Genomic DNA, 17467 nt, shown 5'->3' with positions numbered 1-17467 from the left:
CATCTGGTCGGCGGCCGCCCAGATGGAGTCGCCGGTGCGCTGGAAGCCGAACATCGAGTAGAAGACGTAGACCGGGATCATCGGCTCGCCGTGCGTCGCGTACGACGTGGCCGACGCGGTGAACGCCGCCATCGAGCCGCCCTCGTTGATGCCGAGGTGGAGGATCTGCCCGTCGGTGGCCTCGCGGTAGGCGAGCATCAGCTCGGCGTCGACCGGTGTGTAGCGCTGGCCGTGCGGGTTGTAGATCTTGATCGTCGAGAAGAACGAGTCCATCCCGAAGGTGCGTGCCTCGTCCGGGATGATCGGCACGATCCGGTTGCCGAACTCCTTGTCGCGCATGAGGTCCTTGAGCAGGCGGACGAATGCCATCGTCGTGGCGACCTGCTGCTTCCCGGAGCCCTTCTTGACCTGCGCGTACGCGGAGTCGTCGGGCAGGTGGATCGGGATGTGCTTCGAGCGGCGTTCCGGCAGACCGCCGCCCAGCTTCTGGCGGCGTTCCATCGCGTACTGGATGACCTCGTCGTCCGCGCCCGGGTGGAAGTACGGCGCGTTGTACGGGTCCTTCTCGAGCTGCTCGTCGCTGACCGGGATGTTCAGCGAGTCGCGCAGGCCCTTGAGGTCCTCGAGCGTGAACTTCTTCATCTGGTGGGTCGCGTTGCGCCCCGCGAACGAGGTGCCGAGGCCGTAGCCCTTGATCGTCTTCGCGAGGATGACGGTCGGCTGGCCGGTGTGCTCGACCGCCGCCTTGTAGGCCGCGTAGACCTTGCGGTAGTCGTGGCCGCCGCGCTTGAGCTTCCACCAGATGTCGTCGTCGGACCAGTCCGCGACGAGCCGGCGCGTGCGCGGGTCGCGCTCGAAGAAGTGCTCGCGGACGTACTTGCCGTCGTTGGCGCGGAAGGTCTGGTAGTCGCCGTCCGAGGTGCTGTTCATGAGGTGGACGAGCGCGCCGTCGCCGTCGGCGGCGAGCAGCGGGTCCCAGCCGCGGCCCCAGACGACCTTGATGACGTTCCAGCCGGCGCCCCGGAAGAACGCCTCGAGCTCCTGGATGATCTTGCCGTTGCCGCGCACCGGGCCGTCGAGCCGCTGGAGGTTGCAGTTGACGACGAAGGTGAGGTTGTCGAGCTCCTCCTGGGCCGCCAGCTGCAGCACGCCACGCGACTCCGGCTCGTCCATCTCGCCGTCGCCGAGGAAGGCCCACGTGTGCTGCTGGCTGGTGTCCTTGATGCCCCGGGCGCGCAGGTACTTGTCGAACTGCGCCTGGTAGATGGCGTTCATCGGGCCGAGGCCCATCGAGACGGTCGGGAACTCCCAGAAGTCCGGCATCAGGCGCGGGTGGGGGTAGCTGGGCAGCGCGAGCGGCGAGCCGTCGACGACGTGGCTGTGCTCCTGACGGAACCCGTCGAGCCGCTCGGCGCTGATCCGGCCCTCGAGGAAGGCGCGGGCGTACATCCCGGGGGAGGCGTGGCCCTGGAAGAAGACGTGGTCGCCGCCGCCCGGGTGGTCCTTGCCGCGGAAGAAGTGGTTCATGCCGACCTCGTAGAGCGTCGCCGCGGACGCGTAGGTCGAGATGTGGCCGCCGACGCCGATGCCCGGCTTCTGGGCACGGTGGACGACCATCGCGGCGTTCCAGCGCAGCAGCGCACGGAAGCGGCGCTCGGTGTCCTCGTCGCCGGGGAACCACGGCTCCTGCTCGGGCCCGATCGTGTTGACGTAGTCGGTCGTCGTCAGCGACGGGACGCCGACCTGCATCGAGCGGGCCCGCTCGAGGAGGCGCAGCATGAGGTAGCGCGCGCGCATCCGGCCCGGGCCGTCGATGACGGCGTCGAGGCTGGCGAGCCACTCCTCGGTCTCGCTCGGGTCGATGTCCGGCAGGTGCGTCGGGATGCCGTTGAGGATGGGGCCGACGTCTTCGTGGAGGGCCACGCGCTCGTCCTTTCAGCGGTCGCGGTCCGTGCCCCGGTCGGGGGCCGGTCCTCCCCATCTTTCACCCACGCGCGGCCGGCGACACAATCAGCCCCCGGCTACTGGACGGTACGGGCGCTCAGGACAGTCCGCTGACGCGGTCCGGGCGGGCGTAGACCGAGAAGCGGCCCTCGCGGGTGAAGGCGAGCAGGGTGACGCCCGCGTCGGCGGCGAGCTCGACGGCGAGCGAGGTCGGGGCGCCGACCGCGACGACGGCCGGGATGCCGGCCACGGCCGCCTTCTGGACGATCTCGAAGCTGGCCCGCGCACTGACGACGAGGACCGTTCCGCCCAGGGGCAGCTCACGCTCGCGGGCGAGGGCGCCGACGACCTTGTCGACGGCGTTGTGCCGCCCGACGTCCTCGCGGACGACGAGCAGCTCGCCGTCCGGCGTCGCCACACCGGCCGCGTGAACGCCCCCGGTGCGGTCGAACGCGGCCTGCCGCTCGCGCAGGGCGTCGGGCAGCGCGGCGAGGACGGCGGGGTCGAGGGCGACGGCGTCGGCGGCGACGTCGAAGCGGCTCGCGGTGCGCACGGCGTCGACCGAGGCCGAGCCGCAGACGCCGCAGGCGCTCGTCATCGTCTCCGTGCGCTCGCGGGCCGGGCGCAGCAGCGCGACGCCGGGGGAGAGGGTCGCCTCGACGACGTTGAAGGTCGGCGCGCCGTCCGGTCCGACGTCGGTGCAGTGCATCATCGTCGCGACGTCGTGCGCGGAGCCGATCATCCCCTCGGTGAGCAGGTGGCCGAGGGCGAGGTCGAAGTCGTCGCCGGGCGTGCGCATCGTCGTCGTCACGGGGTCCTCGCCGACCCGCACCTCGAGCGGCTCCTCCACGGCGACGGTGTCCGGGCGCCGGTCGACGACGTCCCGGGCGAGGTCGACCCGGGTCCGGGGCACCCGCGTCGTCACCCGACCCATGGCCGCATCCAAACACACCGACCCGGCCGACGGGCCCGGGAGCCCGCCCGTCCCGCCGGCGTCCTCCCCGGCTGGGGCAGACTGGGCGACGTGGCCGACCCGACCGACGACCCGACCAGTGCCCCCTCTCCCGTCACCCTGCGCGGCGGAGACCTGCCGTGGCGGCCGGTCGCGCCCCAGCTGCGGACCGTCCGCCTGCTGACCCTCGGCGCGGTCCTCGTCCTGCCCCTCCTCGCGACCGTCGTCGTCGCCGTCCTCGTCACGCCGTGGGTGTGGCTCGGCACCCTCGCCCTCGTCCTCGGGGGCGCCTGGGGGGCGTGGGTCGTGGGCCGTCAGGTGTCGGCCATCTCGTGGGTCGAGCTCGACGAGGAGATCGTCATCCGCAAGGGCCGGCTCTTCCGCAGCCTCGTCAGCGTGCCGTACGGGCGGTTGCAGTACGTCGACATCCAGTCCGGGCCGCTGGCCCGCGCGTTCGGCATCGCGGCGTGCGAGATCCACACCGCATCGCCGGAGAGCGGCGGGTCGCTTCCCGGCCTGCCGACCGACGAGGCCGAGGCCCTGCGCAGCCGGCTGGCGGCCCGCGGCGAGGCGCAGCGGGCGGGCCTGTGACCCTCCCCGAGGCGGCCGGTCCCGCGGCCGGTCCCGGTCCGGACCCCGGGTCCGGTGCGGACCCCGACGGCTGGCAGCGGCTGCACCCGCTCTCGCCGCTCCTGCGCGGCGGCGTCGTCCTCCTCGCGGTCCTCGGCTACCTCGTGAGCCAGCTCGTCGACACCGTCCTCGGCTCGCTCGAGTCCGACGTCGTCCCGGGCTCCCCCGGGGACTCCGGCTGGTCCTACACCGCGCACCCGTTCCTCGCCCTCGGCGCCCTGGTCCTCGTCATCGCGGCGGTCGCCGGGGTGAGCTGGGTCAGCTGGCGCTTCTCCCGCTTCCGGGTCGCGCACGGGCAGGTCGAGCTGCGCACCGGCGTGCTCTTCCGGCAGCACCGGCAGGTGCCGCTCGAGCGGGTCCAGGCGGTCGAGACGACGCGCCCGCTGCTCGCCCGGCTCGTCGGGCTGAGCCAGGTCGTCGTCCAGTCGGCCGGCGGCTCCGACTCGCACCTCACGCTCGCCTTCCTCGGCGTCGACCGGGCCGAGGAGCTCCGGGCGCACCTGCTCGACCTCGCCGGACGCTCCGACGAGCGCCCGGGGGTGGCCGGCGCGCCGGCGCCGGACGCCGGTCCCGGGCCCGCCCCGGGCCCCGTCGCGGGGGCGCGCGCGGTCGACGCCGCTCCGCTCGTCGAGGTGCCCAACGGTCGGCTGTTCGTCGCGACGATCCTCCACGGGTCGACCATCGTGCTCGGCCTGGTCCTCGTCGTCGCCGGCTTCACGGTGGGGGTCGCCGAGGCGGGCCTCAAGGTCCTCGCCGGGGCACCGGCCCTCCTGCCGGTCGTCCTCGGCCTCGGCGCGAGCCGCGTCAAGGAGCTCCTCGTCCACGGCAACTTCTCCATCGCCGGGTCCCGGACGGCCCTGCTCGTCCGGCACGGGCTGACCGACCTGCGCAGCGCGACCGTCCCGCTGCACCGCGTCCAGGCCGTCGAGGTGCTCCAGCCGCTCTGGTGGCGCCCGTGGGGGTGGTGGCGGGTCCGCGTCAACGTCGCGGGGGTGCACGACGACCACGGCGCGGACAACGAGACGGTGATGCTCCCCGTGGGTACGGCGGGGGAGGCGCTCGCGGTCCTCGCGGCCCTCGGGGCCCACCCGGAGGACCCGGTGCTCCTCGAGGCCCTGCACGGCGACGGGGGCGAGAGCGGATGGACCGGGCCGCCGCGGGCCGCGCGGTGGCTCGACCCCTGGAGCTGGCGACGCACCGGCTACGCCCTCGCCGCGCACGCCGTCTACCTGCGCACCGGACGGTTCACCCGGCGGGCCGTCGTCGTGCCGCACGCGCGCATCCAGTCGCTCGGGCTGGCCCAGGGCCCGCTCCAGGCCCGGCTCGGGCTGGCCAGTGCCCGTATCGTCTCCACCCCCGGTCCGGTCGGTCCCTCGGTGCCGCACCTCCGGCACGAGTCCGCCGAGCGTTTCCTCGCCGAGGTCGGGGCCCGGGCCCGCGAGGCGCGACGGCCCGCCGTGGCGCCTCTTGCACCCGCCCCGGCCCCGTTGGTGGACTAGGACCCTGCCCAGCACCCGATGTGAGAGGTTGTGACCGTGAACAGCCCGACGCCGCCCCCGGTGGACCCGGGGTCGACCGTGCCCGCCGCCGTCGAGCGCCTGGGGTTCGCCCCCGAGCAGGTGGTCCAGGAGTTCGGCTACGACTCCGACGTCGACGACGCCCTGCGGGTCGCCGTCGAGGACGCCTGCGGCGCCGAGCTCGAGGACGACGAGTACACCGGGGCCGCCGACGCGGTCCTCCTGTGGTTCCGCGACGAGGACGGCGACCTCGGCGACGCGCTCGTCGACATGGTGGGGGTGCTCGAGGAAGGGGGCTTCGTCGTGCTCCTCACGCCGCGCCAGGACGGCGAGGTCGACGCCAGCGAGATCGACGAGGCGGCGGTGACCGCCGGGCTGCACCTCGCCGGGACGTTCAACGCCTCCGCGGAGTGGCGGGCGCACAAGCTCGTCGCCCCGAAGGGCAACGGCCGGCGCTGACCACACACCGAGGGGGGTATGCGTCACACCCGCGTCCCGCCCAGACCGCAACTGGCAGGATGAGGACATGACCCCCGTCTCGAGCCCGCTCACCGTCGGTGACCTCGCGCCGGACTTCACGCTCCGCGACCAGAACGGTGCCGACGTCACGCTGTCCGAGCTGACGGCCGACAGGAACGTCGTCGTCGTCTTCTACCCCTGGGCGTTCTCGGGCATCTGCACCGGCGAGCTCGACGAGATCCGCGACCACCTCGAGCGGTTCGTCACCGACGACCTCCAGGTCGTGTGCGTCTCCTGCGACGCCGTCTTCAGCAACCGCGCCTGGGCCGACATCCAGGGGTACTTCTTCCCGCTGCTCTCGGACGCCTGGCCGCACGGAGCGGTGGCCCGGGCCTACGGCGTCCTCAACGAGGCCAACGGCGCGGCCCTGCGCGGCACCTTCCTCGTCGGCCGCGACGGTCGCATCGCCTGGACCCTCGTCAACGGTCCGGGGGAGGCCCGCGACTTCACGGCCATCCCCTCGGCCGTCGCGGCCATCGGCGGCTGACCCTCGGGCAGGCGCCGGACCTGCCACAATGACCGCGGTCGGTCGCGCCCCGGTGCGCTCCGCCCGGGGCCTGTAGCTCAGCTGGTAGAGCGCCGCGTTTACACCGCGTCGGTCGTCGGTTCGATCCCGGCCGGGCCCACATGAACGATGGCGCCCCGCTGGCCCTGCAGCAGGTGCTCGACGTCGTCGAGCGCCTCTACCCGCCGTCGTCCGCGCAGTCGTGGGACCGCGTGGGCCTCGTCACCGGCGACCCGGAGCAGCCGGTCCACCGCATCCACCTCGCCGTCGACCCGACCCTGGCCGTCGTCGAGGAGGCGCGGGCCCTCGGTGCCGACCTGCTGCTCACCCACCACCCGCTGCTGCTGCGGGGGGTGCACTCGGTCGCGACGACGTCCGGGAAGGGCGCGACCGTCACCGGGCTGGTCGTCGGCGACGTGGCGCTCTACGTCGCCCACACGAACGCCGACGTCGCGGCGGAGGGCGTCTGCGAGGCGCTCGCCGACGCCTGCGGGCTCGGGCACACCGACCCGCTCGTCGTGTCCGAGGACCAGCCGCTCGGGCGGGTCGGCGACCTCGCCGAGCCGCTGCTGCTGCGGGACTTCGTCGAGGACCTCGCGGTCCACCTGCCCGCCACCGCCGGCGGGGTGCGGGTCGCCGGTCCGCCGGAGGCCCTCGTCCAGCGCGTCGCGGTGCTCGGCGGCTCCGGCGACGACCTGTTCGACGCGGTGCGGGCGAGTGGGGCCGACGTCTACGTCACCGCCGACCTGCGCCACCACCCGGCGCTCGAGGCACGGGAGGAGGCGCGGGGCGGCACGCCGTACCTCGTGGACGCGGGACACTGGGCGAGCGAGTGGCTGTGGCTCGGGCGGGCCGACCGGGCGCTGCGTGCGGCCCTCGGCGAGGACGCCACTAGGGTGGAGACCCACATCAGCACAGTGCGCACCGACCCGTGGACCTTCCTCGTCGGTGCCGACCAGGGAGGTACCCCGTGAGAGCCGAGTCCGCCCGCCAGCTGCGGCTGCTCGACCTCCAGGCCATCGACACGCGCCTCGACCAGATCGCCCACGCCCGGCGCACCCTGCCCCAGCTCGCCGAGCTCGCCGACCTCGAGGGCAAGGCCCGCCTCCTCGACGACCAGCTGGTCCGTTCGCGCACCGAGCTGGGCGACGTGCAGCGCGAGGTGGCCAAGGCCGAGGCGGACGTCCAGCTCGTGCGCGAACGTGCGGCTCGCGACCGCGCGCGGCTCGACGCCGGCACGGGGACGGCCAAGGACCTGCAGGCGCTGCAGCACGAGCTGGAGTCCCTCGCCCGCCGCCAGGCCGAGCTCGAGGACGTCGAGCTCGAGGTGATGGAGCGCGCCGAGGCCGCCGAGCACGACGTCTCCGAGCTCGAGCGCGGGCGCGGCGAGCTCGGCGAGCGGATCGCCGGGCTCGAGCGGGACCGTGACGAGGCCCTCCGGCGGCTGGCCGACGAGGAGGCCACCGTCGGTGCGCCACGCGACGGCATCGTCGGTGAGGTCGGTGCCGACCTCGTCGCCCTCTACGAGAAGATCCGCGGCACCTCGGGCACGGGCGCCGCAGCGCTGCGCCAGCGCCGGTGCGGCGGGTGCCAGCTCGAGCTCAACCCGGTGGAGATCTCCCGCATCCGCTCGGCCGACGAGGACGAGGTGCTGCGCTGCGAGGAGTGCAACCGGATCCTCGTGCGCACCCCCGAGTCCGGGCTGTGAGCCGGCGGCTCACCGTCGAGGCGGACGGCGGGTCGCGGGGCAACCCCGGCGTCGCGGGGTACGGAGCGCTGGTGCGCGACACCGAGACCGGGGCCCTGCTCGCCGAACGCGCCGAGCCGCTGGGGAAGGCGTCGAACAACGTCGCCGAGTACCGTGGGCTCATCGCGGGGCTCACCGCGGCGCACGCCATCGAGCCGGGCGCCGAGGTGCTCGTGCGGATGGACTCCAAGCTGGTCGTCGAGCAGATGTCCGGGACGTGGAAGATCAAGCACGAGGACATGCGCCGGCTGGCCCTCGAGGCACGCGAGGTGGCCAACGCCATCCGGGACGCCGGCGGCTCGGTGCGCTACGAGTGGATCCCGCGGGCCGAGAACAAGGCGGCCGACGCGCTCTCGAACGACGGGATGGACGGGCTGACCGTCGACCGCACCTTCGGTGGTGCCTCGCAGGTCGACGAGGAGACGGGTCCGGCCGCGGTCGGGGACCCGGCGGCGCCGAGCACCTTCCGGAGCGGAACCCCGACCCGGGTCGTCCTCGTCCGGCACGGCATCACGGACTTCACCGCCGAGGGGCGGCTCGACGGGCGGGGTGGTCCGGACCCGTCCCTCAACGCCACCGGGCGGCAGCAGGCCGTCGCGGCGGGCCGCGCCGTGGCCGCACTGGTCCAGGGCCACCCGGCGCGGGTGCTCACCTCGTCGCTCACCCGCGCCGTCGAGACCGGGGCGGCGGTGGCGGGTGCGCTCGGCGTCGAGCCCGAGCGCGACGACGACTGGGACGAGCAGTCCTTCGGGGACTGGGACGGCCGGTCGGTGCACGACCTGCTCGACGCCGAGCGCGACGCGTTCCGGGCGCTGCGCGACGACCCCACCTTCCGTCCGCCGAGTGGTGAGTCGCACGACGACCTCGTGGCGCGCGTCGTCCCGGCCTGGGAGCGCGTCGTCGCGGCCGGCGGCACGACGGTGGTCGTCTGTCACCGCAAGCCGATCCTCGTCGTCCTGGCCCACCTGCTCGGCCTCCCGCACGACCGCGCCTGGCGTCTCGCCGCCGCGCCCGGGTCCCTGACGGCCGTCGAGGTCTGGGACGACGGCGAGGTCTCCGTCGCCTTCACGAACCGCACCTGACCTGCGGGTCAGCCGAACGCCGGCAGCCGTCCGGCGAGGTGGGACGAGTTCTCCGGAGGGTCGACCCGTCCGGTGGCGACGAGCGCTGCCGTGGTGTCGTCCCAGTCGGTGGGCAGCTCCTCGTCGAGCAGGCACGCCGCCGTCCGGCGGGTGAGCGCCAGCGCCGGTGCCGGGGGATCGCTGGTCACGAGCAGGTCGAGGTGGTGCACGGCGCTCTCGACGGCCCACGTCGCGAGCAGGTCGCCGGAGGTCAGCACGTGTCCTTGAAAGGCGTGCTGCCCGGCGGGGAGGTAGCGGACGGCCCCCCGGACGACGTCCGCGACGTCGGCGAGCTCGGCCACGCCGGACGACGGTCGGTGCCACGCGTCGGTGCGGCGGCGCTGCGCCATGAGCAGGGCGATCGGGTCGGAGTCCTTCGCGCCCTCCGCGAACGCCCGCCAGTACGAGGCGGCGTCGACGGTGGGGGACGCGTCGGTCCGCGTCGCGAGCCCGCCGAGCAGCTCCTGCCATCCGGCGAGGACGTGGGAGACGACGTCGAGGCGTGACCACCCGTGACAGCGTGACGGGCCGAGCAGCGCCAGCTCGTCGAGGTCGCGGACGGCGTCGGTGAAGGCGTCGACAGAGGCGGCGAAGGCCGCGAGACCGAGGTCGTGGGGGACGGTGAGCACGGAGCCAGCCTCGCACCGCCGGCACGGCGGGGGGCGGGTAGCGTCGGGCGGCATGTCCGTGCTCCGGCCCCTGCGCCACGAGGACCTCGCCGCCCTCGTCGTGCTGCAGCGGGAGGCGGCCGTCGTGGCGCTCGGGCACATCTTCCCGCAGGACACCCACCCGTTCCCGGTCGACGAGGTGCGGCAACCGTGGGGCCTGGAGCTCGAGGACCCCCGCGATCCGGTGCCACGCCGTCGTGGTGGATGGTGCGCTGGCCGGCTTCGCGGCGACGCGGGGTGACGAGCTGCTGCACTTCGGGACGGCCCTCGCGACCTGGGGGAGCGGTCTCGCAGGTCAGGTGCACGACGAGGTGCTGCGCGCCCTGCGCGAGGAGGGGCACGGGTCCGCGTGGCTGCGGGTGTTCGAGGAGAACCGCCGGGCCATCCGCTTCTACGAGCGGCGTGGATGGGTTGCGGCCGAGGGCCGTTCGACGTCGCTGTTCCCGCCGCACCCTGTGCTGTGCCGCTACGAACTGGAGCTGGGCTGACCGGTCCGCTCGGGTTCGCGGCGGTGCTGGGGCTCGGTGGTGCGGGTGGTGGCGTGGGGGCCGTGCCAGGTGAGGGTGCCGTCGGGGTCGAGCCTCGGTCGCCAGCGCATGGTCTGCTTGAAGCGGTGGTGGTGCCGGCAGAGTGACTCGAGCTGGGTGGGGGTGGTCTGGCCGTCGGGCCAGGCCTTCGCGTGGTCGAGGTCGCAGCGGACGGCGGGTCGGGTGCAGCCCCACATCCGGCAGGTCCCGTCCCTCGTCCTGACGAAGTCGGCGATGGCGCGGGTGGGGCGGTAGGCGTGGGTGGTGAGGGAGGCGAGGGTGCCGGTCTCGGCGTCGAGCACGGCGCGGGCGACCTCCAGGGGCAGGGTCTTGAGCAGGTTGGCCATGGTGGTGGCGTCCACCCAGCCGACGCCGGGCAGCTGGGCACCGGAGACCCAGGACCCCGGCCCGAGCGGGGCCATGGTCGAGGTGAGGTCCCCGTCGAGCTCGGGCGGTTCTTCCAGCCAGGACAGGGCTTCGCGGGAGGCGGGGTCGAGGTCGGCGTAGCGAGTCACCTCACCGGTCACCGAGTCGACGACGGTCTCGTCGTCGTCCCACTCCACCCGGAACCGTTCCCCGAGCACGGGCTCCGGCGTCGCGGCGTCCGTCACGACCGGCACCCCGAGGGTCACCTGCGCGGACACGGTCACGTTGCGCAGGACCAGGTCGGCCAGCGCGTCCGCGCGGGCCTCGGGCAGGGTGAGGTCGCCGTCGATGGACCGGTACTGCCCAGCGAGGTCCTCGACCGCCGACCACATCGCCGCGGACGTGGCGGTCGGGAGCGAGCCGAACCACTCGGTCAGCCCGTCCACCCCGGCCCGCACCTCGACGCACCGGCCACGCTTGGTCTTGGCGGCGTGCGCGGCGACCTGGTCCGCCGCGACCCGGGCGGCGACCCGCCTGGCCTCGGACATCACCCGGGTCGGGTCCATCGACCCCAGCCGCGGAGCCAGCTCGGCGTCGACCCTCAGGCACGCGTCGACGTCCAGGCCGGCGCAGGCGTCGACGACCTTCTGCGCGGTGATCGTCCCCACCGCCCCCTCGACCAGCGATGCCCGCACCTGCGGGAAGCGCTCACCCAGGTCCGCGCCGAGGACGACCTTGCGGCCGGCGACCCCCTCGGTCAACCCGGCCTCGAGACAGAACATCGTGGCCGCCATCGGGTCCACGAACCCGACCGGGTGGACCCGCTCCACCGGGCCCGGCCCGGACAGCCGCACCTCCACCCGAGCACCCAAGGACGCAGCGACCGCGACCACACCGTCGGCCGCATTCGCCAGGTGCTGCGCCTCCCCGGCGACCGCGAACGCGTCCTCCGGCGCCAACCCCAGACCACCCTCGGCCAGCTCACGACCCAGCCGCGCGCACTCCTCACGGAGTGCCGCGATGCGGCTGCTGAGCTGCCCCCTGTCCATACCCCAAGTCTACCGAGGCCCACCGACAGGCCACTCCGTCATCCACAGGCAACCCCCTGCAGCAGAACGGATTTGCCGTCAAACGCGGCTCGGCCGGACCACCTCGTAGTGCGTCCACACCGACCCCTCGGCCCCTCCCTGCGTGGCCACCACGCGCAGCCGCACCGGCACCCCGTCGGGTGCCATCGGGTCGCCGTCGAGGAAGGTCGGTGTGCCGGCGCCACCGACGAGGATCGGCATCGTCACGACGTGCAGCTCGTCGACGAGTCCGGCCCGCACCAGCGCTCCGTTGATCCCACCGCCGCCGTCGGCCCGCACGCACCGCACCCCCAGCTCGGCGCCGAGTCGCCGCAGCGCCGTCCCCAGCTCGACCCGCCGCTCACCGCACACGAGCCACCCGACGCCCAGCTCGCGCAGCCGGGCGAGGTACCCCGGGGGAGTGGAACGGCAGACGAGGAGCAGCAGCGCCGTCTCGTCGTCCCCGGTCCGGGTCCACTCCATCCGCCCGCGGCCGTCGACGACGACGAACCACCGCGGCGCCCGCCGGGGCAGGTGGTCGCGGTGGTCCCACGGCCCACCCGGCTCGGCCCACGGGGACACGGCACCGTCCGGCACGAACGTCCCGCTCCCCTCCAGCCTCACCGTGGGGTGGTGACGGTCCTCGACCCACGCGTCGCGCCGACGGAGCAGTCCCTCGACGTCGTCGGGCCACGCCTCCCGCCACCGGCCGCCGACGGCGGGGTCGAGGAGCCGCTGGTCGCGGCGGAGGGTGATGCGCCCGTCGACGCCCGCCAGCGTGGTGAGCACGACGCGCGGGCGCGGCGATGAGGCGGCATCCATCCGGGCACGCTAGGGACGGCCACCGACAGACCCGGACCGGCCCGCCGGTCCCGGCGGCCTGAGACGCGCGTGCCCGCCCGTGGCCCGCCGCCTACCCTCGACCCCATGACCTACGCAGGAGACGTCACCCCTCCCGAGGCATACGCCGCGGTCACCGGCCCCGGCCCCGCGCTGCTCGTCGACGTGCGCACGAGCGCCGAGTGGACCTTCGTCGGTGTCCCGGACCTCTCGGGCACCGGCCGGCAGGTGGCCTTCGTCGAGTGGAGCCGGTTCCCCGGGGGCGTCGTCAACGACACGTTCGTCGACGACCTTCGCGCGGCCGGCCTGGAACCGGGCACGCCCGTGTACTTCCTCTGCCGCTCCGGCGTGCGCTCGGTCGCGGCGGCCGAGGCGGCCACCGCGGCGGGACTCGGCCCGGCGTACAACATCACCGAGGGGTTCGAGGGGCCGGTCGACCCCGCGGGCCACCGCAGCGTCTCGGGCTGGAAGGTCGACGGGCTGCCGTGGAGGCAGCAGTGACCGACGCGTCCGGCGCACTTCCCGACGGTCTGCGCCCACGCACGCTGGCCGTCCGAGGAGGTCTGTCGCGCAGCGGGTTCGACGAGACCGCGGAGGCGATGTACCTCACCTCCGGGTTCGTCTACGAGTCCGCCGCCCAAGCCGAGGCCGCGTTCAAGGACGAGGTCGACCACTACATCTACAGCCGCTACGGCAACCCGACGGTCAGTGTCTTCGAGGAGCGCATGCGACTCCTCGAGGGCGCCGAGGCCTGCTTCGCCACCGCCTCCGGGATGGCCGCCGTCTTCACGGCGATGGCCGCCCTCTGCGGCGCCGGCGACCGCGTCGTCTCGTCACGGGCGCTCTTCGGCTCGTGCTACGTCATCCTCGACGAGATCCTGCCGCGCTGGGGAGTCGAGACCGTGTTCGTCGACGGCGCCGACCTCGACCAGTGGCGCGAGGCCCTGTCCACCCCGACGACGGCGGTGTTCTTCGAGACCCCGAGCAACCCGATGCAGGAGCTCGTCGACATCGCCGCCGTCTCCGAGCTCGCACACGCCGCCGGAGCCACCGTCGTCGTCGACAACGTCTTCGGCACACCGGTGTTCAGCCACCCGCTCGCCCACGGCGCCGACGTCGTCGTCTACTCGGCGACCAAGCACATCGACGGCCAGGGGCGCGCACTCGGCGGAGCCGTCCTCGGCCCGAAGGACTTCGTCGAGGGCCCGGTGAAGAACCTCATGCGGCACACCGGGCCGTCGATGTCCCCCTTCAACGCCTGGGTCATGGCCAAGGGCCTGGAGACCCTCGACCTGCGGGTCCGGTCGATGGCCGCCTCGGCCCTCACCATCGCCGGAACGCTCGAGGCATGGCAGCGCGAGGGACGCGGCGTCACCCGCGTCGTGTACCCGCACCTGCCGAGCCATCCCCAGCACGACCTCGCCCTGCGCCAGCTCGAGGGCGGGGGAGGCACGGTCGTCACCCTCGAGCTCGAGGGCGGCAAGGACGCCGCGTTCGCGTTCCTCGACGCCCTCCGGCTGGTCGACATCAGCAACAACCTGGGCGACGCGAAGTCGCTGACGACGCACCCGGCGACGACGACCCACCGGCGCCTCTCGCCGGAGGGCCGGGCCGCGGTCGGCATCACCGACGGCACGGTCCGCCTCTCGGTCGGTCTCGAGGACCCGGCGGACCTCGTCGAGGACCTCGACCGCGCACTGACCACCGCTCGGGCTGCCCGCTGAGGGCGCTTCGACGGCTGTTAGCGTCGCGCCCATGACCTCCCGCGACGTCGTCTCCGTCCAGCGGCTCATCCCCTCCGCCCCCGAGCCGATCTTCGACCTGCTCGCCGACCCGGAGGGTCACTCGCGGATCGACGGCGGCGGGTCGGTCCAGGGCGCCCGCAGCGGCGGCCGGCGGCTGGGGCTCGGCGACCGCTTCGGGATGGACATGCGGATCGGTGTCGCGTACTCGACCCTCAACACCGTCGTCGAGCTCGACGAGAACCGCCGCATCGCCTGGCAGACGACGACCCGCGGTCCGCTCGGCTCCTTCGTCGGTGGCCGGATCTGGCGCTACGAGCTCGAGCCGGTCGAGGGGGGCACGCTCGTCACCGAGTCGTGGGACATCTCGCAGGAGGCGGCCCTGAGCAAGCCGTTCGTGCGCCGCATGGAGGGCATGACCCGCAAGAACATGGCGGCCACCCTCGAGCGCATCGAGGAGCTCGTCACCGCCGAGGCGTGACCCGGCGCTCCTCCGCGACCCCGGCCATCGCCCAGCGCACCGCCCGGGTGCCGACCAGCCCGAGCACCCCGGCCGCTCCCGCCACCGGTGAGGACACCGGCAGCCGCAGCTCGCTGCGCACCCATCTGGGGAGCAGCGCCACGCCACCGGAGGCGATGAGCCCGTAGCCCGGCCGGGCCGTCCACGGCAGGGGCGGGTCGAGGAGCAGGAAGCGCGCGGCGTCACGGGCGGCCGGGGTGGCCCGCAGCGCCGGACGGAACGCCTCGAGCGCCGTCAGCAGGCCCTCGACGTCGGTCGGCACCGGGTCGGCGCCGAGCAGCCGGGCGACGACCGCCGACTGCTCGACGTACCGGTCGGCCTCCTCGGGGGTGAGCGGCGCCGCGGCGTAGCGCTGGAAGGCCGAGAGGAAGCTCCACGCCTCGGCGACGTGCACCCAGGCGAGGAGACCGGGGTCGGAGGCGCGGTACGGCACGCCCTCGTCGTCCCGGCCCCGGACGCGCTCGTGGATGGACCGGACCGTGGCGATGGCGGCGTCGGCGTCCTCGACCGTGCCGAAGGTCGTCGTGGCGAGGAAGTGCGACGTGCGCTGGAGCCGGCCCCAGGGGTCGCTGCGGTACCCGCTGTGCCCGGCCACCCCGGCCATCGCCGACGGGTGCAGAGACTGGAGCAGGAGCGCGGCGACCCCACCGGGGAACATGGAGGCGTCGGCGTGCACGCGCCAGACCGGGTCGTCCGGCCCGAACCGGCGCTCGCCCTCGCGACCCCAGATGACGGCGGCCGCCGCGCTCGCGTCCTCGCCGGCCACCCGGGCCCGCAGCGCGTGCCCGAGCCGCCGCTGGGCCACCCGCCCGATGTCGTCGACGACGCTCATGGTCCTCCGTCCCTCGTCGCTGTCCCTCGGTCCTACCCACCCAACGACCGCGCGCACCGGGTCCCTTCCGCGCTGTCGAAGGTTGCGGCGCCCCGCCGCCGGCTCAGGCGGCGAGGGCGAGCGTCGAGGTGACGACGACGAGGACCGCGCAGGCCAGCCCGGCGGGGACGAGCCAGCGCCACGGGACGACGACGTCGCGGGCCCGGCAGCGCTGGATCCACAGGAGGGTCGCGAGCGAGGCCCACGGCGTGACGAGCGGGCCCGCGTTGGTCCCGACGAGGAGGGCGAGCAGCCGCTGCACCGACCCGTCGGCGGCGGGCTCGAGCGCGAGGTAGGCCGGCAGGTTGTTGACGACGTTCGCGAGGCCGGCCCCGGCCCCGGACAGCGCGAGCAGCGCGCCCGCGCCGGTGCCGCCGGGCAGCGCGGTGGTGACCACCCGCGAGAGCCCGTGCTGCTGGAGCAGCTCGACGACCACCGACACGACGACGAACCCGAGCGCCATGAGCCACGGCACGGGCAGCCCGGTGAGCAGCGAGCGGCCGCGCCACCACGTCGTCGCGAGGAGGACCGCCGCGGCGACGAGCGACACCGCCCACGGGGGAGCCCCGAGGGCGAACAGCGGCCCGAGGACGACGCAGACCACCGCCGCCACCCGGAGCAGGACCGCGTCGTGGGGCTCGGCGGGTGGCGCGACGGAGTAGCGCCCCCGCAGGCTGCGGGGGTGCAGCGCGGCGACGAGCAGGAGGGGGACTACGACCGCCACGACGGCCGGGGCCCACGACGCCCGGACGTAGTCGCCGTGCCCGAGGCCCGCCCGGCCCAGGGTGTGCAGCGCGAGCAGGTTGGTGAGGTTCGAGACCGGCAGCAGGAGCGAGCCGGTGTTCGCGATCCAGAGGGTGGTCACCGCGAGCAGCCGGGGGTCGAGCCCCACCTGAGCGGCGACGGCGAGCCCGACCGGGGTGAGCAGCACCGCCGTCGTGTCGAGCGAGAGGACGACCGTCGCGACGACGGCGAGTGCCGAGAACAGCACCCACAGCACCCAGCGCCGCCCGCGTCCCATCCGCGCCACGGCGTGCCCCGCGACGTCGAAGACTCCGGCCCGCTCGGCGAGCTCGGCGGTGACCGTGATGGCGAGGAGGAAGACGACGACGGGGGCGAGCCGTCCGGCCAGCTCGACTGCTGCGGCGCCGCTCACGGGGCCTGCACGTCGAGGACCCAGGGAGCGCCGGACCGAGCCGGTTCGTGCAGTGAGACCTCGAAGCCGCGCCCGACGACCTCCGCGACGGCGCCGGCCGACCGGGCGGCGACGCCCTCGACGCACAGGTGCCGGGCGACGAGGCCCCGGGTGTGCTTGGCCAGGTGGCTGGCCCCCGGGACCCGCACCTGCACCCACCGGTCGGCGAGCTCGCGCCCGGGACGCCACGCGGCGGCGTACGCAGCCGAGCGGCAGTCGACGACGGCGCCGCGGCCCGCGGCCTCGGTGAGCGGGCCGTCGAGGGCGGGGCGCCAGCGCTGGGCCAGCGGGCCGACCCCGGGCAGGGTCACCCCCATCGCGAGCCGGTACGCGGTGATCCGGTCGGTCGGCCGGACCGCGCCGTGCAGGGCCGAGACGACGACGAGCCACCGGTTGGCGCGGCGGCGGGCGGCGGTGTCCAGCGAGGCGAGGTCGAGGGCGTCGTAGAGCACCCCGGTGTAGACCTGCGCCGCCGGGGTGGCGGGCAGGGAGTCGAGGGCGAGGTTGCGCGCGACGTCGTCGAGCAGGGCCGGCGAGACGCCCAGCACGCCCGCGGCGTCCGGGGAGGCGCTCGTCCTCGCGAGGGCTCCCGCGACCTCGCGTCGCACCCCGGCCAGCTCGGGAAAGGACCACGAGGCGGGGTCCGCCGGACCGCCGCGCGGGCGGTTCCACTTCGACTCCGACGGCGGGAGCAGGATGAGCACCGGCACAGCCTACGGACGGTTAGGGTCGAGCC

Annotated in this window: 20 protein-coding genes and 1 tRNA gene; 13 read left to right on the top strand and 8 right to left on the bottom strand. The window is 74.5% G+C overall.

All coding sequences use genetic code 11. The features are described 5' to 3' along the window. The coding region (gene aceE / locus PKA89_RS13045) for a pyruvate dehydrogenase (acetyl-transferring), homodimeric type (RefSeq protein WP_324420112.1) at positions 1 to 1923 on the bottom strand (1923 nt) is incomplete at its 3' end. A gap of 118 nt (positions 1924 to 2041) precedes the next feature. Then, positions 2042 to 2878, bottom strand: coding sequence for a formate dehydrogenase accessory sulfurtransferase FdhD (gene fdhD / locus PKA89_RS13040; RefSeq protein WP_324420109.1), 837 nt, complete (start codon positions 2876 to 2878; stop codon positions 2042 to 2044). 90 nt (positions 2879 to 2968) lie between these two features. Here fdhD and PKA89_RS13035 point away from each other — a divergent pair, with 90 nt between their 5' ends. The 8 genes from PKA89_RS13035 to PKA89_RS13000 all read left to right on the top strand — a co-directional run bounded on the left by PKA89_RS13035 (position 2969) and on the right by PKA89_RS13000 (position 8896). After that, entirely contained in the window at positions 2969 to 3487 is a 519-nt protein-coding gene (locus PKA89_RS13035) for a PH domain-containing protein (protein ID WP_324420107.1), read from the top strand. Next, on the top strand, positions 3484 to 5025 hold the full coding sequence (locus PKA89_RS13030; protein WP_324420104.1) for a PH domain-containing protein: 1542 nt from the start codon (positions 3484 to 3486) through the stop codon (positions 5023 to 5025). The genes PKA89_RS13035 and PKA89_RS13030 overlap by 4 nt, the downstream gene beginning before the upstream one ends. Positions 5026 to 5061: 36 nt before the next feature. Further along, positions 5062 to 5502: a DUF3052 domain-containing protein gene (locus PKA89_RS13025; protein WP_324420102.1), complete on the top strand. Its 441-nt coding sequence runs from the start codon at positions 5062 to 5064 to the stop codon at positions 5500 to 5502. Between the two features lie 67 nt (positions 5503 to 5569). After that, the gene (locus tag PKA89_RS13020; RefSeq protein WP_324420101.1) at positions 5570 to 6049 is read left to right on the top strand and encodes a peroxiredoxin; all 480 of its coding nucleotides are present in this window, start codon (positions 5570 to 5572) and stop codon (positions 6047 to 6049) included. Positions 6050 to 6115: 66 nt separating this feature from the next. Beyond that, positions 6116 to 6188: transfer RNA gene (locus PKA89_RS13015), tRNA-Val, on the top strand. A gap of 1 nt (position 6189) precedes the next feature. Continuing rightward, positions 6190 to 7041 (top strand): Nif3-like dinuclear metal center hexameric protein, encoded by an 852-nt coding sequence (locus PKA89_RS13010; RefSeq protein ID WP_324420099.1) that lies wholly within the window; start codon positions 6190 to 6192, stop codon positions 7039 to 7041. Then, positions 7038 to 7775, top strand: a complete 738-nt coding sequence (locus PKA89_RS13005) for a C4-type zinc ribbon domain-containing protein (protein ID WP_324420097.1) — start codon at positions 7038 to 7040, stop codon at positions 7773 to 7775. Before PKA89_RS13010 ends, PKA89_RS13005 begins: the two co-directional genes overlap by 4 nt. Further along, entirely contained in the window at positions 7772 to 8896 is a 1125-nt protein-coding gene (locus PKA89_RS13000; protein WP_324420095.1) for a bifunctional RNase H/acid phosphatase, read from the top strand. The genes PKA89_RS13005 and PKA89_RS13000 overlap by 4 nt, the downstream gene beginning before the upstream one ends. Before the next feature lie 8 nt (positions 8897 to 8904). Here the strand turns inward: PKA89_RS13000 and PKA89_RS12995 are convergent, their stop codons facing one another. Continuing rightward, positions 8905 to 9564 (bottom strand): maleylpyruvate isomerase N-terminal domain-containing protein, encoded by a 660-nt coding sequence (locus tag PKA89_RS12995; RefSeq protein ID WP_324420093.1) that lies wholly within the window; start codon positions 9562 to 9564, stop codon positions 8905 to 8907. A gap of 52 nt (positions 9565 to 9616) precedes the next feature. Between PKA89_RS12995 and PKA89_RS12990 the strand changes: the two genes are divergently transcribed. Together PKA89_RS12990 and PKA89_RS12985 are read left to right on the top strand one after the other, a co-directional pair. Continuing rightward, positions 9617 to 9844, top strand: coding sequence for a hypothetical protein (locus tag PKA89_RS12990; protein ID WP_324420091.1), 228 nt, complete (start codon positions 9617 to 9619; stop codon positions 9842 to 9844). Then, entirely contained in the window at positions 9804 to 10091 is a 288-nt protein-coding gene (locus PKA89_RS12985) for a GNAT family N-acetyltransferase (RefSeq protein WP_324420089.1), read from the top strand. Before PKA89_RS12990 ends, PKA89_RS12985 begins: the two co-directional genes overlap by 41 nt. On the opposite strand, the gene PKA89_RS12980 is transcribed toward PKA89_RS12985, so the two are convergent. Next, entirely contained in the window at positions 10070 to 11545 is a 1476-nt protein-coding gene (locus PKA89_RS12980; RefSeq protein WP_324420087.1) for a DUF222 domain-containing protein, read from the bottom strand. The two genes, PKA89_RS12985 and PKA89_RS12980, sit on opposite strands and share 22 nt — an antisense overlap. Positions 11546 to 11623: 78 nt before the next feature. After that, a complete protein-coding gene (locus tag PKA89_RS12975; protein ID WP_324420085.1) occupies positions 11624 to 12385 on the bottom strand; it encodes a dihydrofolate reductase family protein in 762 nt (253 codons plus the stop codon). A 105-nt stretch (positions 12386 to 12490) separates the two neighbouring features. On the opposite strand from PKA89_RS12975, the gene PKA89_RS12970 reads away from it, so the two are divergent. From PKA89_RS12970 to PKA89_RS12960, 3 genes are read left to right on the top strand one after another with little or no spacing between them, the layout of a single operon-like run. Next, a complete protein-coding gene (locus PKA89_RS12970) occupies positions 12491 to 12904 on the top strand; it encodes a rhodanese-like domain-containing protein (RefSeq protein ID WP_324420083.1) in 414 nt (137 codons plus the stop codon). Further along, positions 12901 to 14127 (top strand): O-succinylhomoserine sulfhydrylase, encoded by a 1227-nt coding sequence (locus PKA89_RS12965; protein WP_324420080.1) that lies wholly within the window; start codon positions 12901 to 12903, stop codon positions 14125 to 14127. The genes PKA89_RS12970 and PKA89_RS12965 overlap by 4 nt, the downstream gene beginning before the upstream one ends. Positions 14128 to 14158: 31 nt before the next feature. After that, the gene (locus tag PKA89_RS12960) at positions 14159 to 14626 is read left to right on the top strand and encodes an SRPBCC family protein (protein ID WP_324420078.1); all 468 of its coding nucleotides are present in this window, start codon (positions 14159 to 14161) and stop codon (positions 14624 to 14626) included. On the opposite strand, the gene PKA89_RS12955 is transcribed toward PKA89_RS12960, so the two are convergent. The 3 genes from PKA89_RS12955 to PKA89_RS12945 form a co-directional block, all read right to left on the bottom strand. Continuing rightward, positions 14610 to 15497, bottom strand: a complete 888-nt coding sequence (locus PKA89_RS12955) for an oxygenase MpaB family protein (protein WP_324420076.1) — start codon at positions 15495 to 15497, stop codon at positions 14610 to 14612. The two genes, PKA89_RS12960 and PKA89_RS12955, sit on opposite strands and share 17 nt — an antisense overlap. A gap of 103 nt (positions 15498 to 15600) precedes the next feature. Further along, complete coding sequence (locus PKA89_RS12950) at positions 15601 to 16692, bottom strand: SLC13 family permease (protein WP_324420074.1); 1092 nt, start codon at positions 16690 to 16692, stop codon at positions 15601 to 15603. Continuing rightward, entirely contained in the window at positions 16689 to 17435 is a 747-nt protein-coding gene (locus PKA89_RS12945) for a peroxide stress protein YaaA (protein ID WP_324420072.1), read from the bottom strand. The genes PKA89_RS12950 and PKA89_RS12945 overlap by 4 nt, the downstream gene beginning before the upstream one ends. Positions 17436 to 17467 lie beyond the last annotated feature (32 nt).

It is taken from the genome of Phycicoccus sp. (assembly GCF_035325325.1).
Taxonomy (GTDB): Bacteria; Actinomycetota; Actinomycetes; order Actinomycetales; family Dermatophilaceae; genus Phycicoccus.
Note: the sequence above shows the minus strand (reverse complement) of the source record. Positions and strands in the feature narration are given on the sequence as shown.

Excerpts from the sequence above, each read along its gene's own strand:
- fdhD (WP_324420109.1), bottom strand. The coding sequence starts at position 2,878 with ATGGGTCGGGTGACGACGCGGGTGCCCCGGACCCGGGTCGACCTCGCC.
- PKA89_RS13020 (WP_324420101.1), top strand. The coding sequence starts at position 5,570 with ATGACCCCCGTCTCGAGCCCGCTCACCGTCGGTGACCTCGCGCCGGAC.
- PKA89_RS13010 (WP_324420099.1), top strand. The coding sequence starts at position 6,190 with ATGAACGATGGCGCCCCGCTGGCCCTGCAGCAGGTGCTCGACGTCGTC.
- PKA89_RS12990 (WP_324420091.1), top strand. The coding sequence starts at position 9,617 with ATGTCCGTGCTCCGGCCCCTGCGCCACGAGGACCTCGCCGCCCTCGTC.
- PKA89_RS12980 (WP_324420087.1), bottom strand. The coding sequence starts at position 11,545 with ATGGACAGGGGGCAGCTCAGCAGCCGCATCGCGGCACTCCGTGAGGAG.
- PKA89_RS12975 (WP_324420085.1), bottom strand. The coding sequence starts at position 12,385 with ATGGATGCCGCCTCATCGCCGCGCCCGCGCGTCGTGCTCACCACGCTG.
- PKA89_RS12970 (WP_324420083.1), top strand. The coding sequence starts at position 12,491 with ATGACCTACGCAGGAGACGTCACCCCTCCCGAGGCATACGCCGCGGTC.
- PKA89_RS12960 (WP_324420078.1), top strand. The coding sequence starts at position 14,159 with ATGACCTCCCGCGACGTCGTCTCCGTCCAGCGGCTCATCCCCTCCGCC.
- PKA89_RS12955 (WP_324420076.1), bottom strand. The coding sequence starts at position 15,497 with ATGAGCGTCGTCGACGACATCGGGCGGGTGGCCCAGCGGCGGCTCGGG.